The organism is Pseudarthrobacter sp. J1738, from assembly GCF_050490315.1.
GTDB lineage: Bacteria > Actinomycetota > Actinomycetes > Actinomycetales > Micrococcaceae > JBNPEO01.
In genome coordinates this window covers 420660-436595 of sequence record NZ_JBNPEO010000001.1, presented here as the reverse complement: position 1 = coordinate 436595, position 15936 = coordinate 420660, and the positions used below count along the sequence as shown (strand labels likewise).

Sequence of the window (15936 nt, the reverse complement as noted above, 5' to 3'; positions counted from 1 at the left end):
TAAATTCTTCAAGTCTGTGGTTACGGTAAAGAGGTGGACGACGGCGGGTTCCCACCCGCCGTCGTCGCGGTATTAAACCTCTTCTACGGAGCTGGGCTCTGCGCGGGACAGATCAATACCCAGTTCCTCCGCAGCCGTGAAGACTGCGTCATCAGAGTCACGCATCTCAATCGTGGTGCCATCGGTGGAAAGTACTTCCACGTTCAAGCACAGCGACTGCATTTCCTTGATGAGGACCTTGAACGATTCCGGAACACCAGGCTCCGGGATGTTCTCGCCCTTGACGATGGCTTCGTAGACCTTAACGCGGCCGTGGATGTCATCCGACTTGATCGTCAACAGTTCCTGGAGCGTGTAAGCGGCGCCATATGCTTCGAGCGCCCAAACTTCCATTTCACCGAAGCGCTGGCCACCGAACTGTGCCTTACCACCCAGCGGCTGCTGCGTGATCATGGAGTACGGGCCAGTGGAACGTGCGTGGATCTTGTCATCCACCAAGTGGTGGAGTTTCAGGATGTACATGTAGCCAACGGAGATCGGGTCCGGGAACGGCTCGCCGGAGCGGCCGTCGAACAGACGAGTCTTTCCGGAGGAGTCGATCAGACGCTCGCCATCGCGGGTGACGTTGGTGGAATCCAGCAAGCCGGAGATTTCCTCTTCACGCGCACCATCGAACACCGGAGTAGCAACGGTGGTCTGGCCGGTTTCACGAGGCAAGTTCGGGAGGTTCTTGACCCACTCCGGCTCGCCTTCGATCTTCCAACCGGTCTTAGCAACCCAACCGAGGTGGGTTTCCAAAACCTGACCGACGTTCATACGTCCCGGAACACCCAAGGGGTTCAGAACGATGTCAACCGGGGTTCCATCAGCAAGGAAGGGCATGTCTTCGATCGGAAGGATCTTGGAAATAACACCCTTGTTACCGTGACGGCCAGCAAGCTTGTCACCATCGGTGATCTTGCGCTTAGCAGCAACGTAAACGCGAACCAGCTGGTTCACGCCCGGGGGCAACTCGTCATCAGCGTCGCGGTCGAAGACGCGAACACCAATAACAGTTCCGGACTCACCGTGGGGCACCTTGAGGGAAGTGTCGCGAACTTCGCGAGACTTCTCACCGAAGATGGCACGCAGCAAACGCTCTTCCGGAGTCAGTTCGGTTTCACCCTTAGGTGTGACCTTTCCAACCAGAATGTCGCCAGCTTCAACTTCAGCACCGATGTGGATGATGCCGCGCTCGTCCAATCCGCCGAGGACTTCCTCGGAAACGTTCGGGATGTCGCGAGTGATTTCCTCGGCACCAAGCTTGGTGTCGCGGGCGTCGATCTCGTGCTCTTCGATGTGAATCGAAGAGAGAACGTCCTCAGCAACAATGCGCTGAGAAAGGATGATGGCGTCCTCGAAGTTGTGACCTTCCCAAGACATAAATGCCACGAGCAGGTTCTTACCAAGAGCCAATTCACCCTGGTCCGTTGCAGGACCGTCAGCGATGATGCCGCCAACTTCCAGACGCTGGCCTTCGTTGACCAAAACGCGGTGGTTGTAGCAGTTGCCCTGGTTAGAGCGGGAGAACTTGTCGATGCGGTAGTTAGTCTCGGTACCGTCGTCGTTCAGCATGACCACGAGGTCAGCGGAAACTTCGCTAACCACACCGGCCTTCTTAGCGATAACAACGTCACCGGCGTCTACTGCAGCTGCACGTTCCATACCGGTACCCACAAATGGGGCCTCGGAGCGAACCAACGGCACAGCCTGACGCTGCATGTTGGCACCCATCAGTGCACGGTTAGCATCGTCATGCTCGAGGAACGGAATCAAAGCCGTTGCAACAGACACCATCTGGCGCGGGGAAACGTCCATGTACTCAACGTCTGCAGCCGGGATAAGCACAGGCTCACCCGAACCGCCACGTTCACGCACAAGAACCATGTCTTCAGCGAAGTGGTTGTCCTCGGTCAAAGGTGCGTTTGCCTGAGCAATAACAACCTCAACCTCATCATCGGCGGTGAGGTAATCGACGTCGTCAGTTACCTTGCCGTTGATGACCTTGCGGTAAGGAGTCTCAATGAAACCGAAGGGGTTAATACGTCCGTAGGAAGCCAAAGAACCAATCAGACCAATGTTCGGGCCTTCAGGAGTTTCGATGGGGCACATACGTCCGTAGTGGGACGGGTGAACGTCTCGAACTTCCATGCCTGCACGGTCGCGGGACAAACCACCCGGGCCCAATGCTGACAAACGACGCTTGTGGGTCAGACCCGAAAGCGGGTTGTTCTGGTCCATAAACTGCGACAGCTGGGAAGTTCCGAAGAACTCCTTGATCGCAGCAACAACCGGGCGGATGTTGATCAGGGTCTGCGGCGTGATGGCCTCAACGTCCTGAGTGGTCATACGCTCACGAACAACGCGCTCCATACGGGACAAACCGGTACGGACCTGGTTTTCGATCAATTCACCAACGGCGCGAATACGGCGGTTACCGAAGTGGTCGATGTCATCGATCTCAACGCGCAAATCAACTTCTTGACCTTCGCGGTTGCCCTTGAGAGTCTTCTCGCCGGCGTGCAAAGCAACAAGGAACTTGATCATTGCCACGATGTCTTCGATGTGCAATACAGAAGCATCCGGGTCGCCGAGCGGCTTGTCGATGCCGAGCTTGCGGTTGATCTTGTAACGGCCAACCTTGGCAAGGTCGTAGCGCTTGGCGTTGAAGTACAAGTTGTCCAACAAAGCCTGAGCGGCGTCAACGGTGGGCGGCTCTCCCGGGCGCAGCTTGCGGTAGATATCCAAGAGCGCGTCTTCGCGCGTCTCAGTGGCATCCTTCTCAAGCGTGGCGCGCATGGAATCGTACTGGCCGAATTCTTCGAGGATCTGGCCTTCGGTCCAACCAAGTGCCTTGAGCAAAACAGTCACAGACTGCTTGCGCTTGCGGTCCAAACGGACGCCGACCTGATCGCGCTTGTCGATTTCGAGCTCGAACCAAGCACCACGGGACGGGATGATCTTCGCAGTGAAGATGTCCTTGTCGCTGGTCTTGTCAGCTGTGCGCTCGAAGTAAGCACCCGGCGAGCGAACCAGCTGGGAAACGACAACACGCTCGGTGCCGTTCACCACAAAGGTGCCCTTTTCAGTCATCAGCGGGAAATCGCCCATGAACACGGTCTGCTGCTTGATTTCGCCCGTGTTGTTATTCATGAACTCGGCCTTGACGTACAGCGGGGCCGAGTAGGTGGCGTCGCGGTCTTTGCACTCAGCCATGGTGTACTTCGGGTCAGCGAACTCCGGCTCCGAGAAGCTCAAGGACATGGTGCCCTGGAAATCCTCGATCGGGGAGATCTCTTCGAAGATATCCGAGAGGCCAGAAGTGGTAGCGACTGAGTCGTCCCCAACTTCTACGGCCTTTGCAACCTTTGCCTGCCAGCGTTCGTTCCCAACGAGCCAGTCGAAACTGTCCGTCTGCAGGGCAAGGAGGTTCGGAACATCCAACGGTTCGTGAATCTTCGCGAATGAGAGCCGGCGAGTCGCACCATCGGTGGTGCCGGCGTTGTTAGCGGTTTGGTTATTAGAGGTGCTCGAGGCGACCAAGAGGGATCCTTCCACAGACCTTCAGGCTTGTTCAGCTCTCCCCCGCATGGCACCTGGTGGTGCTACCTGACCGGTTCCGCTATATGACCCGGTGCTGGCGACAACCGCTACGGGACGATCCGTGTGAATCGCACCGCTTAAACGGCAATAGCACAGCTAGCCCACCGCTATATGAAGGCTGAAGGTATTGAGGGAAGACGCAAATATCAACGATACGGCATCTTCAGGCGCGTGTCTACCCCAGAATTGCTCTGGAGGCAACTATGCTGAATGGCTAGTCAAATGGCTATTCAGCCGCCAGTCCCCTCGGCAAAGCGCACTAGCGAAGTTCACCACCGGGATGTCATTTAGCTCACACCGTTCCGGGCGGTAATCTGGCCATATACGGATCAAGAACGGAAGAGCTACATCACATGAGCACCGCTGAAAACAACAACGACGTTGTCATCGTTTCCGCCGCGCGCACCCCGCTGGGCAGGCTCAATGGACAACTCGCACCTTTTACCGCCGTCGAACTCGGAGCACATGCCATCCGTGCAGCCTTGAAAAACTCCGGCGTTGACGTTGCGGACGTAGACACCGTCATTATGGGCCACGTCCTTCAGGCTGGCACAGGTCAAAACCCCGCCCGCCAGAGCGCCATTGCCGCCGGAATCGGCTGGGATGTCCCGGCACTGACCATCAACAAAGTTTGCCTCTCCGGGCTCACTGCCGTGATCGACGCGGCGAGATTAATCCGCAGCGGCGAGGCCGCCGTCGTGGTTGCCGGTGGCCAAGAGTCCATGACCCGCGCACCGCACTTGCTGCCTGGCTCCCGCCAAGGCTGGACGTACGGCTCCATTGAGGCCTTGGACGTTGCTGCCCATGACGGCCTCACCGACGCCTTCGACGGTCAGTCCATGGGGCTGTCCACCGAGACTAACAACGGCTCACTGGGCATCAGCCGCATTGCTCAGGATGAAGTTGCCGCGGCCTCCCACCAGCGCGCGGCGGCCGCGCAGGCCGATGGCGTATTCACCGCCGAGATCGCACCGATAACAGTGCCTCAGCGCAAGGGCGAACCGCTAGTGCTCGACGCCGATGAGGGTGTGCGCCCACAGACCACTGTTGATTCGCTCGCTCCCCTGCGCCCGGCTTTTGCCGCCGATGGAACGATTACCGCCGGTAACTCCTCGCCGCTTTCTGATGGCGCTGCCGCGTTGGTCTTGACCTCGCGGGCGTACGCTCAAGACCACGGGCTCGAATACTTGGCAGTGCTTGGTCATCCGGGTCAGGTTGCCGGCCCGGATAACTCTTTGCACTCACAGCCTGCAAATGCGATTTCCAGTGCGTTGAAGAAGGCTGGCTGGAGCATAGATGATCTGGACTTTGTTGAGATCAACGAAGCCTTTGGTGCGGTAGCTGTCCAGTCACTCAAGGACCTCGACTACCCGCTGGAAAAGTGCAACATTCACGGTGGCGCCATTGCCATCGGCCACCCACTTGGCGCTTCAGGCGCCCGGCTGGCCGTGCACGCAGCATTCGAACTCAAGCGACGTGGAGGCGGTAAAGCTGCTGTGGCGCTGTGTGGCGGTGGCGGTCAGGGCGAAGCGCTCCTGCTCTTCCGCGACTAAGTAGTCACCATGGAAAACCACGACGGCGCACGCCGCTTTGTTGAGGACGCTCAGCTGCGGGGTCTGGACATAGAGATTGTGGAGAGGCCCGCTGCGCGGAGCCTTGAGCATGCGGCCGAACTTCTGGGAATTGATCCGGCAGAGATTGTGAAATCGCTGGTGGTCAAGCACAAAGATGGTTCGTTCTTGTTTGCGCTCATTCCGGGCGACAGGCAAATTTCGTGGCCGAAGTTGCGCACGCTATTGGGCGTCAACAAGTTATCCCTTCCACCGGCAGAGGTTGCCCTCGAGGCCACGGGATACGAGCGCGGCACCATCACACCGGTGGGCAGCACAACCGCTTGGCCGGTTTATGCTGACGCTTCAATGCAGGGCAAACGGATTTCCTTGGGTGCCGGGGCGCACGGGCGAAGTGCATTTGTGGACGCTGATGCTCTGCTGGAGTCCTTGGATGCTGTGGTTGCTGACATTAGCGAGCCGATGTAATTCTTATTGGGTCTGACGAAGGCGGGCTCCGGGTGTATCCCCGGAGCCCGCCTTGTGTTTACTGGGTTGTTTTTGCTGAACTGTTTTTCTCTGGGACTCTATCCGGCTACGGGGTGACGGTCAGGGGGCTTCCGTTGACCGTGAGCTTCCAGTCAGTCTTGGCGAAAATAGCGGCGTCCAAGGTGCCGGTGTTCACCACGTAGTCGATGATGAGCTGGCGGATTTCTTGTTGGCTGTTCGTCAGGACCGGGGCGGTAGTGACACCCGGGAATCCCCCACCGCCGCTCTGGCGGTAGTTGTTAATCGCCATGGCAAATTCTTGTTTCGGGTCGATGGGGGCTCCGTTGTAGCTCAGGCCCACAATCCGCTGGCCGTTGGGCTTGGCTACATCGATGTCATAGCTCAGCGATCCGTCGAGCCCGTACACAACGTCATAGTTGTAGTCAGGTGTCCCGGCGGGCGCCAGGTTGGTAACGGCGTTGGTCAGGTCCGCCGCTGGCACGGTGGTTGACGAGACGGTCTTGTAATACTGCGAAGACCACTCAAGGTAATCCTTGACTTGGGCACCGGTGACCTTAATAGACAGCAGAGTGTTGTCGAAGATGTACAGGCCCGCAATGTCCCGGATGGTCAGCGCCCCAGCTTTGACGTCAACTTCACGTGAAAACGCAGCGGCAATTGAGAGGACGGGCAGATGAGCGTTTGGTCCGCCAGCCAATTCCGCCTTGATGGTGGAAGCCTGAACAAAATTGATGGCATCAATAGCTGCCGTGTCTTCCCAGCAAGCCGTTGCAGTAGTCAGTGCTGCCGTTGAATTGCCAATCACAGTGTTGACGTATTTCACTGTGGCGTCGTGACCGGAACGTACTGCAGCAACCACTGCGGCATCTTCAGGAGCTGTGCGCGAATCCAAAAGGTGTGCGTGAGCTGTGTTGACCTTCCACTGGCCGCGGTCCTTGATCAGGTCCAAGTCCATCACGGTTACTCGCATGCCCCATCGCAGCGGTTCACTCAAGAGCACTTGCTGCCCGGTGGTCTTGTTCGTGACAAAACGTTCCGCAATTTCTTGGTGTGCGTGGCCGACCAGGATCGCGTCAATTCCTGGCACTTCTTCTGCCAATTGGCTTGAAGCGTTCTCCGGGAACGGCAATGCGTCGCCGTAGGAGGACCCGGGTGTAGCGCCAGAGTGGCAAGAGACAACCACAATGTCCGCCCCAGCTCGCTTGACCTCCGGAATAACTATTTTGGCTTCTTCCACGATGCCGTTGAAGGTCAACTTGCCTTCCACGTTGGCACGGTCCCACAAGGCACAGCCCGGGGTAACCAAACCAACTAGGCCCACCGTGACCCAACCATTGCCTGTTTTGACTCGTTTGAGTGTGTACGGCTTAAAGGCCCTGGCCCCCGTGGTAGCGCTATGAACGTTGGCGCTCAGGACTGGGAATGTGAGTTGGCTTTCCCAGGTCCGCAAGTGGTCAATACCGTAGTTAAACTCGTGGTTTCCAAGCGCGACGGCGTCATAACCTACCGCGTTCATGGCCAGTGCCATGGGGTGCTTGACGCTGCTCGAAGCCGGAGTGATCTTGGCAAAGTAGTAGGCCAGAGGTGTGCCTTGGATAATGTCTCCGGCATCCAAGGTCAGAGTGTTGGCGTGACCGCGTTCAGCCCGAACTGCACGGATCAAGGAGGCGGCTTGGGCAACACCGATCTGGTTCCCTGCTTTATCCGAGTACGGCGCGTCTTTGAAGTAGTCCCAGTTCAGAACGTTATTGTGCAGATCCGTTGTGCCCAAGATTGTTAGCCGGAAGTTCTTGTTGTGCCCCGCTGGGCCGCCGTTGGCCTCGGCTTGGGCTGGTGCGGCTCCAAGAATTGCTGCTGCTGTGGTTCCGCCGACTGCTGCTGCCGTGATCATGGCTCTGCGGCTAATCTTCGTCTCTGGTGAGTGCATGGTGGTTTGCTCCTGTGGGACCGAGGTCTTTGTGCGGCTGGTTGTTCCGGCTGCGTTGGACAGTCTAGGAGTGAAGCTCGCTGATAGCGAGGGTTTCGGCGGATCGGTAGGCATCGGATAGCAATCTTTCACTTGCGGTTAACCTTCGCCGAGTGGGTAGATAATGTCCCTTTGGCGCCGGGCAAAAGAGCTTTATCTACCCATTCGGCGAGGGAGGCGCCGCCGAGGAGACAACAAAAAACCCCGTCCACCGAAGTGGACGGGGTTTTGAGTGAAACGGAATCGACTACTTGACCGTAACGGTTGCGCCGGCAGCTTCGAGCTGCTCCTTGGCCTTGTCAGCAGCGTCCTTGGTTGCGCCTTCCAGCACAGCCTTGGGAGCACCGTCAACGAGGTCCTTAGCTTCCTTCAGGCCCAAGGAAGTGATTGCACGAACTTCCTTGATCACTGCGATCTTCTTGTCGCCAGCAGCTTCGAGGATGACGTCGAATGCAGTCTTCTCTTCCTCTTCAGCAGCAGCGGCGCCAGCCGGGCCAGCAACTGCAACAGCAGCAGCGGTAACTTCGAAGGTCTCTTCGAAGAGCTTAACGAACTCGGAGAGCTCGATGATGGTCAATTCCTTGAAAGCTTCAATGAGCTCTTCGTTGCTGAGCTTCGCCATGTTGGCGTCCTTCCTTTGGTTGGTGCCTGCGCACCAAGAATTTGATGAGAGAGAAGAGAATTAGTTCTCTTCGGTAGCTGCTTCAGCAGCTTCTTCAGCGGGAGCTTCTTCGGCTGCAGCTTCGGTAGCCGGAGCTTCCTCAGCAGCGGGAGCCGGAGCGCCGCCTTCTTCTTCAAGCTTGAGGCGCAGTGCATCAATGATGCGTGCAGCAGCAGCAGCAGGTGCCTTGAGGACACCAGCAACCTTGGCCAACTGCAGTTCGCGGGACTCGAGAGCTGCCAGTGCGGCAACCTCGCTGGCGTCCAATGCCTTGCCCTCGAAGTAACCGGTCTTGATGACCAGCTGCTTGTTGGCCTTGGCAAAGTCCGTCAGGCTCTTTGCGGCAGCAACAGCGTCGCCCTTGATGAAGGCAATAGCAGTAGGTCCGGAAAGCTGACCGTCGAATGCTTCGACACCAGCTTCCTTGGCTGCAATTGCGGTCAGGGTGTTCTTGACGACCGAGTACTTGTTGTCCTGGCCGAGCGAACGACGCAGCTCTTTGAGCTGTGCAACAGAGAGCCCACGGTATTCGGTCAGAACAGCGGCGTTCGATTCGTTGAAATCGGTGGTGATCTCAGAAACTGCGGTCACCTTGTTCGGCGTTGTCATAACCCTCCTTCCGGGGAATAAAGTCAGTATTGCTGGTCCCCGCCCGGATGGGCTAACGCATGTGCGCACAAACTAAAAACGCCCCGCGCAGATGCACGGGGCTTGGCTCAACATTCTCTTTCAAGAATGGAGCGTTGCTTCGTTCACCTGCGCCGGCCGCCCTTAAAGTTAGGGGCCTTCGATTGAAAATTCACGGTTCCCAGCGGCATGCGCACACGGTTGTGTCATAACATCTGGGGTGAATTTCCAAATAACCGACGGTCTTTGGTTCTTCAAGCTTAGCTGAGAGGCCGAGCAGCGCCAAATCAAAGGCCCGGTCTCCCGCACCGAGGGTTAAGACGTAGTTGCCGGCGAGAAATCCGGCAATTCCTTTTGCCAGATCCCGGTGACGCCCGCTGACACGAAGCCCAGTTGCCGGTTTACGGTCAGCAAGTACCTGTTTTCGAGAGCGTTCCAGGTGTAAATCACCCGCGCGTCCGGAAACTGCTCGCACAAGCGCTCCATGTTGGCTACTTTAATCAGCAATCCCAGCTTGTTGCCGCGATGCTCCTCCAGTATCTGAGTATCGTCTTGAAAGACCACGTCCTGCCGGTGCGCGAGGACAGCGATAGTTGTGATTCCAACTAGCGCACCCGAGTTAATATGTTCGACGGCGGTAACCACCATGCGCCGCCCCTGCGCTATTGAGAGTTCTTCGGTTTCACGCATCATCGAAGAATCAAAAGTCATCTGCTCAGAATCGGCTCCGAGGTACCGTCCGTCTTCACCCACCGAATTCTCTAACTGGGCGACGGCGTTGAGCCACCTCTGTGGGCAATGATCAGTCCAGTGGTGAAGGCGGTACCGATCATCGTTGGCTTGGTCAGCTTCAAGTTCCAGCTCAGCGATCAGGGCCGAGTCCAACGGTAGATTACAGGCGCTGAACTGCTCGATCCGCTCAAGGGTGTATCCAGTCCGGCGCGCAAAGTTGGCCTCACGGCTACTCAAGGGAACATACCCGGCCCCCGTTTCCGGCGGTAGCTGCTCGGCTTCAAGGTCCGGAAGCGACGCTAGGGGGTGGTTCGTATCCACCAGAATCATGCGCCGCCCTTCGGCCCGAGCGTAGAGTTCTGCGGCTTCCACCAATTCCCGCCCGAGGCCCCGGTGCTGGTAGTCCGGCAGGATATCCAGTGTGAGCTCGGCGAGATCAGAGTTGTCCACCAACGGCAAGGAAATATCTACCACCCCAACGATCTGCCCGTCCAACTTGGCCACCAAAACAATCAGCCGATCATAAGGATCATGAGCTTCCAATAGTTTTTCGATTGGCGTGTATGCCAGATCGTCGGTGCCCCACGTTTGCATACGAACTTTCCTAGCCACTTCTACGGCAGCTAGGAAGTCTTCAGCATCCGGATCCTCAAGGGAATCCGGGATCCACAGTTGTTCGATTTTCAGCTCACTGTTCACGGGCTTGCTCCACAACTTTTTGCCATTCCCCGGAGTATCCAGATGGACAGAACCCCAGGGCGATATTGATATTGAGCATGTAGCTGTTCTCAGCAGCATTCTCTGTGACAATTTGGACAACGCGCGGATAATTGGCGCGCAAACGCCTCAGGTTCAGCAACTTCACCAGAACACCCAAGCGATTCCCGCGGTACCCCGCGGCAACCAAGGTGTCATCTTGTTTGGCCACGTTGGGCGCCTCGCTACTGATCTCAAGCACCGTGTACGCTGCCAATTCTCCAGTGGCCACATGCCGAGCAGCACTCACCAGAGATGTCACACCACCGCCCTTGGCAACTTGTTCTACTCGACGCACCCGCTGTGCATCCCATAGTTCCGCCTCAAGCTGCACCCCACCAGCCGGTGCATCGGTGCTCATCTTGGACATCAGCACAGCCATTTGATCTACAAACTCCTCCGGACACTCGTCTACCCAGTGCAAGAGTTCAAAGCTGTCCCCCACTATGGCAAGGGCATCAGCTTCCAGCTGGTCCCACAGGGCCTCAGCGCCAGAACCGAATTCTAGGGCACTCACCCGCTCGGGTTGTTCTAGCCGGTAGCCAGAGGTAAGAGCGAACCGTACGGCGCGGCTGTTCTTGGGTAGTCCGCCGCTGCCGGTAGAGGCGGAAAGTAAGCCATCGGCGTCGGGATCAAAAGTGGCTTGGTGTCCCGAGGAACCCATCAGCACATGCCGACCGCGCTGTTCAGCCACCGCCTCAACATGGTCCAGAAGCATCTTGCCCAGGCCGCGGCCTTGGAAGGCTTGCAGGACGTCGACTTGGAGGTAGCACGAGTCAAGATTGTCCTGAAGCGAAAACATTATCCACGCCCTGGCGACCATCTGCCCCTGAACTCGGACAAAACAGAATTTCAATTCCCAATATTCATTAGGCTTCCAGCTTGCAAGCCGCTGGGTAATGGGCGTAGCACGATCAAGACTGCCCCAGGTTTCAATCACCAGCGCGTCAGTGAGCGCGCTAAACTCCAAAAAGGCGCCGGCATCCGTACTGCCAACTGTCTCTGGAAGTTTCAGCTCCTCGATCACTACCCCATGCGCATCCATCCAGTCAGCCTAACGGCGAGCCACTCGATCTCAAGTCACATCGAGCAATAGAGCGAGCGTGACTTCCACCGGTGCCCGGCCAAAACAGTCCGGCCAAAAGAGCCCCGCCCAACAGAACCCGTGCAAAAAGAAAAAGACCCGCTGGCAGATGCCAGCGGGTCTTTCACTAAAAGTGAGACTTAAGCCTCAGTCACCACGCGGGTAACGTTCGGGTCAACGGAGATGCCCGGACCGAAGGTGGTGGAAACCGTAGCCTTCTGGATGTAGCGGCCCTTGGAAGCGGACGGCTTCAAACGAAGCACCTCTTCCAATGCTGCTGCGTAGTTCTCGGCCAGCTTGAGAGCGTCGAAGGACACCTTGCCGATGATGAAGTGAAGGTTGGAGTGCTTGTCAACGCGGAAGTCGATCTTTCCGCCTTTGATGTCATTCACAGCCTTTGCAACATCCGGGGTAACGGTACCGGTCTTGGGGTTAGGCATGAGGTTACGAGGACCAAGTACCTTACCCAAGCGGCCAACCTTACCCATAAGGTCAGGAGTTGCTACTGCTGCGTCGAAGTCGGTCCAGCCACCCTGGATCTTTTCGATCAGGTCATCGGAACCAACGAAGTCGGCGCCAGCTGCGATTGCTGCTTCTGCCTTGTCACCGGTTGCGAAAACCAAAACGCGGGCGGTCTTACCGGTACCGTGCGGGAGGTTGACTGTACCGCGGACCATCTGGTCAGCCTTACGAGGGTCAACACCCAAACGGAATGCAACCTCAACGGTAGCGTCGAACTTGGACGGGTTGGTGTCCTTGGCGAGCGTAATTGCCTCGAACGGGGCGTAGACCTTGTCTGCCTCGATCTTGGCTACGGCTGCCTCATATGCTTTGCTGCGCTTTGCCATGCTGCTTGTTTCTCCTTGTGCAGTTGTGGTCTGCGGACCGCGCTGGGCCCTGCCACAGTTGGCCATCCAAAGATGCCCAACACTCTAATTTTCGATTCGCCGGAAGTCCGGCAGGGGTAAAGCTGAGTGTCAATTACTCGACAGTGATACCCATGGAACGAGCGGTACCGGCGATGATCTTGGCGGCAGCCTTGACATCGTTGGCGTTCAGATCTTCCATCTTGGTGGTTGCGATTTCTTCAACCTGTGCCTGGGTCAGCTTGGCAACCTTAACGGTGTGCGGGGTAGCCGAACCCTTTGCAACGCCTGCAGCCTTTTTGATGAGCTCTGCAGCCGGGGGGGTCTTGGTAATGAACGTAAATGAACGGTCTTCGTACACGGTGATCTCAACCGGGATAACGTTGCCGCGCTGGGCTTCCGTTGCCGCGTTGTAGGCCTTGCAGAATTCCATGATGTTGACACCGTGCTGACCAAGCGCGGGACCAATCGGAGGAGCCGGGTTAGCGGCACCTGCCTGGATCTGCAGCTTGATGAGGCCGGTGACCTTCTTCTTGGGAGCCAATGTAGGGTCCTTCTCTCAATAACTTACTAAGGAACAGGAGTGCGCCTTAGCTGGGTGGCCGCCATGGCGAGGCGACCGAACGCTTCCGCAACCGCTAAAGCAACACGGTTATGGAGCGAAAAATTTGGTTCAACTAGATCTTGGTGACCTGGTTGAATGCGAGGGTTACAGGAGTTTCGCGCTCGAAGATCGAAACCAAAACCACCAAAGTCTGAGACTCGGGCTTGATCTCGGAGATCGTTGCATTGAGGGTCTCGAACGGACCTTCCTTCACAATGACGGACTCGCCGATCTCGAAGTCCACATCCACCTGAGCCGAAGGCTGCTTGATGGGCGAACCCTTTTCTGCCTGCTCTTCTTCGAATACCGGAGCGAGCATGGAGAAAACTTCGTTCAAACGCAGCGGTACGGGATTGTGAGCGTTACCCACAAAGCCGGTTACACCTGGCGTGTGGCGAACTGCACCCCACGATGCGTCAGTCAGGTCCATACGAACCAATACGTAGCCGGGGATACGAACGCGGTTGATGACCTTGCGCTGAGCGTTCTTGATCTCAACAACTTCTTCCATGGGAACCTGGATTTCGAAGATGTAATCTTCCATGTCCAAGGTCTGGATACGAGTCTCAAGGTTGGTCTTAACGCGGTTTTCGTAGCCTGCGTAAGAGTGAATAACGTACCAGTCACCCTCTTGGCGGCGAAGCTTGGCTTTGAACTCCTCCGCGGGGTCAACAGGAGCGGCGGCTGCAGCGGCAGCCAACGCATCGGCGTCGTCCTCTACTGCGTCTTGGTCCTCGGAAACTTCAGTTTCCTCGGCGACCTCAGTATCTTCCGCGGTTTCGGGCGCAGCAGACTCCGACTCTGCGTCAGTACCAGCTTCAGCCGCTACAGACGTGGTCTCATCCTGCTCAGTCTCGGTTACCTCGAGCTCCTGCTCAGACACTTGGTCTCCTGCTTCCTCAAATTGCATTTTATGCCCTGTTAAATGGCTCAATTCCACAGACCCCGCATTTTCACCTGAAATTTCAGTGTTTTGCGCGCGGCCTGCGGACAGTTTTAGCTAGTTGTCCAGCGATCCTGAGCCACCGAAGACCCAGCCAACACCTGTACCAAAAGCCAGATCCAGCAGAGTGACGATGATCATCATGATCACAACGAATACCAACACAACGAGCGTGTAATTGATCAATTCCGAGCGGGTGGGGGTCACAACCTTCTTCAATTCACCAATGACTTGGCGGAAGAACAGAGCGATGCGAGCGAAGAAACTAGGCTTCGCGGGACGACCCTTGGAGCTGCGGGCAGCTGTATCGGTCACCGTGATCCTCACTCATCTGTTGTGATCCATTCCCATTGGGGAATGTATTCAACCGAAACCCAATCGGGCCCCGATTACTTTGCTCATTGCACCAGTTGTGCTTGTTTCGGCATTTCTACATGCCGTGACAACCATGCGCAGGGCAGACAGGACTCGAACCTGCAACCTGCGGTTTTGGAGACCGCTGCGCTACCAATTGCGCCACTACCCTATGGAGCGAATTACCACTCCGGTGTTTGTCCAACCGGCTTCCCGGGCGGAACGTCAATCAATCGTATACGAGATACAAAATGATTTATGCACCGATTCTCAGGCGCAAACCATCGTGGCGTTTTCAACACCGAGGAATAAGTCTACGCAACTTCTCCGGCTACGTCGAACCCGCCTTGCCAGCATAGAGTTGGTTGTGTCGAATCGACCACCCTCGAGTCCCACCAGAAATGGAATCGTGATGACTGCAGCCCGTGTTTCCCTCCGGATCTCCGCCATTGCCGAGTCAGCGACGCTTGCCGTTGACGCTAAGGCCAAAGCCCTCAAGGCAGCTGGCCGGCCCGTCATCGGTTTTGGTGCGGGTGAGCCTGACTTCCCCACACCCGGCTACATTGTGGAGGCCGCCGTTGAAGCCGCGAAGCAGCCCAAGTTTCACCGCTACTCCCCCGCTGGCGGGCTTCCTGAACTGAAAAAAGCCATTGCGGAAAAGACGCTCCGGGATTCTGGCTACCAGGTTGATCCGGCCCAGGTTCTTGTCACCAACGGCGGTAAACAAGCCGTCTACAACACTTTCGCGACCTTGGTTGATCCGGGAGACGAAGTAATTGTTCCCACACCCTTCTGGACCACGTACCCGGAGGCCATTCGTTTGGCCGGCGGTGTTCCGGTAGAAGTTTTCGCTGGCCCCGAGCAGGATTACTTGGTTTCGATTGAGCAGCTCGAAGCGGCGCTCACCGAAAAAACCAAAATCTTGCTGTTTGTTTCCCCGTCCAACCCCACCGGCTCGGTCTACAGCCCCGAGCAAGTGGCAGCGATTGGCCGCTGGGCTGCTTCCAAGGGCCTGTGGGTGGTCACCGATGAAATCTACGAACACCTGACGTACGACGGCGTTCCCTTCACCTCGATTGCCACCGCAGCCCCTGAGCTAGGCGACAAAGTGGTCATCCTCAACGGTGTGGCAAAAACTTACGCCATGACCGGTTGGCGTGTGGGATGGATGATTGGCCCGCTGGACGTGATCAAGGCCGCAACCAACTTGCAGTCCCACGCCACCTCCAACGTCTCCAACATTATGCAGATCGCGGCCCTCGCTGCGGTCTCGGGCCCGTTGACGGCAGTGGATGAGATGAAGGTGGCCTTTGACCGCCGCCGCAAGGCGATTGTTGCTGGTTTGAACGCCATTGAAGGTGTTGAATGTCCGACGCCGAAGGGCGCCTTTTACGTCTACGCAGACGTCCGCGGCCTGCTGGGTAAGGAGTTCAAGACTGCTGCTGGAACTGCGACTCCTACAACCTCTGCCGAGTTGGCCTCGTTGATTCTGGACGAAGTTGAAGTGGCTGTAGTCCCGGGCGAAGCATTTGGCCCCTCGGGCTTTGTTCGCTTGAGCTACGCGCTGGGTGACGAAGACCTTGCCGAAGGTGTGCGCCGTTTGCAGGACTTCCTGGGCACCGCTAAGTAATACGGCGCCAC

The 15936-nt window shown here is 57.0% G+C and carries 13 protein-coding genes and 1 tRNA gene; 3 read left to right on the top strand and 11 right to left on the bottom strand.

Annotated elements, in window-relative coordinates; all coding sequences use genetic code 11:
* Positions 1-72: 72 nt before the first annotated feature.
* Positions 73-3582, bottom strand: coding sequence for a DNA-directed RNA polymerase subunit beta (rpoB, locus tag ACQR35_RS02070; RefSeq protein ID WP_430266717.1), 3510 nt, complete (start codon positions 3580-3582; stop codon positions 73-75).
* Positions 3583-3995: 413 nt separating this feature from the next.
* On the opposite strand from rpoB, the gene ACQR35_RS02065 reads away from it, so the two are divergent.
* Both ACQR35_RS02065 and ACQR35_RS02060 read left to right on the top strand, forming a co-directional pair.
* Positions 3996-5195 (top strand): acetyl-CoA C-acetyltransferase, encoded by a 1200-nt coding sequence (locus tag ACQR35_RS02065; RefSeq protein ID WP_430269081.1) that lies wholly within the window; start codon positions 3996-3998, stop codon positions 5193-5195.
* A 9-nt stretch (positions 5196-5204) separates the two neighbouring features.
* A complete protein-coding gene (locus ACQR35_RS02060; RefSeq protein ID WP_430266361.1) occupies positions 5205-5681 on the top strand; it encodes an aminoacyl-tRNA deacylase in 477 nt (158 codons plus the stop codon).
* A gap of 106 nt (positions 5682-5787) precedes the next feature.
* Here ACQR35_RS02060 and ACQR35_RS02055 read toward each other — a convergent pair whose 3' ends face one another.
* The 10 genes from ACQR35_RS02055 to ACQR35_RS02010 form a co-directional block, all read right to left on the bottom strand.
* Positions 5788-7629 carry a bifunctional metallophosphatase/5'-nucleotidase gene (locus ACQR35_RS02055; RefSeq protein ID WP_430269080.1) on the bottom strand — a complete coding sequence of 614 codons (1842 nt, stop codon included), beginning with the start codon at positions 7627-7629 and terminating at the stop codon, positions 5788-5790.
* A 286-nt stretch (positions 7630-7915) separates the two neighbouring features.
* Entirely contained in the window at positions 7916-8290 is a 375-nt protein-coding gene (gene rplL, locus ACQR35_RS02050; RefSeq protein ID WP_430266359.1) for a 50S ribosomal protein L7/L12, read from the bottom strand.
* Positions 8291-8350: 60 nt separating this feature from the next.
* The gene (rplJ, locus tag ACQR35_RS02045) at positions 8351-8938 is read right to left on the bottom strand and encodes a 50S ribosomal protein L10 (RefSeq protein WP_430266358.1); all 588 of its coding nucleotides are present in this window, start codon (positions 8936-8938) and stop codon (positions 8351-8353) included.
* A 333-nt stretch (positions 8939-9271) separates the two neighbouring features.
* A complete protein-coding gene (locus ACQR35_RS02040) occupies positions 9272-10387 on the bottom strand; it encodes a GNAT family N-acetyltransferase (protein WP_430266357.1) in 1116 nt (371 codons plus the stop codon).
* The gene (locus ACQR35_RS02035; protein WP_430266356.1) at positions 10377-11489 is read right to left on the bottom strand and encodes a GNAT family N-acetyltransferase; all 1113 of its coding nucleotides are present in this window, start codon (positions 11487-11489) and stop codon (positions 10377-10379) included. Before ACQR35_RS02035 ends, ACQR35_RS02040 begins: the two co-directional genes overlap by 11 nt.
* A 179-nt stretch (positions 11490-11668) precedes the next feature.
* A complete protein-coding gene (rplA, locus tag ACQR35_RS02030; RefSeq protein ID WP_430269079.1) occupies positions 11669-12376 on the bottom strand; it encodes a 50S ribosomal protein L1 in 708 nt (235 codons plus the stop codon).
* Between the two features lie 133 nt (positions 12377-12509).
* Positions 12510-12938 (bottom strand): 50S ribosomal protein L11, encoded by a 429-nt coding sequence (rplK, locus tag ACQR35_RS02025; RefSeq protein ID WP_430266354.1) that lies wholly within the window; start codon positions 12936-12938, stop codon positions 12510-12512.
* Positions 12939-13071: 133 nt separating this feature from the next.
* Positions 13072-13881, bottom strand: a complete 810-nt coding sequence (gene nusG, locus ACQR35_RS02020; protein ID WP_430269078.1) for a transcription termination/antitermination protein NusG — start codon at positions 13879-13881, stop codon at positions 13072-13074.
* A 117-nt stretch (positions 13882-13998) separates the two neighbouring features.
* On the bottom strand, positions 13999-14256 hold the full coding sequence (gene secE, locus ACQR35_RS02015) for a preprotein translocase subunit SecE (protein ID WP_430266352.1): 258 nt from the start codon (positions 14254-14256) through the stop codon (positions 13999-14001).
* A gap of 138 nt (positions 14257-14394) precedes the next feature.
* Positions 14395-14467, bottom strand: a tRNA-Trp gene (locus ACQR35_RS02010).
* Between the two features lie 240 nt (positions 14468-14707).
* On the opposite strand from ACQR35_RS02010, the gene ACQR35_RS02005 reads away from it, so the two are divergent.
* Complete coding sequence (locus ACQR35_RS02005; protein ID WP_430269077.1) at positions 14708-15925, top strand: pyridoxal phosphate-dependent aminotransferase; 1218 nt, start codon at positions 14708-14710, stop codon at positions 15923-15925.
* The last annotated feature ends 11 nt before the right edge of the window (positions 15926-15936 follow it).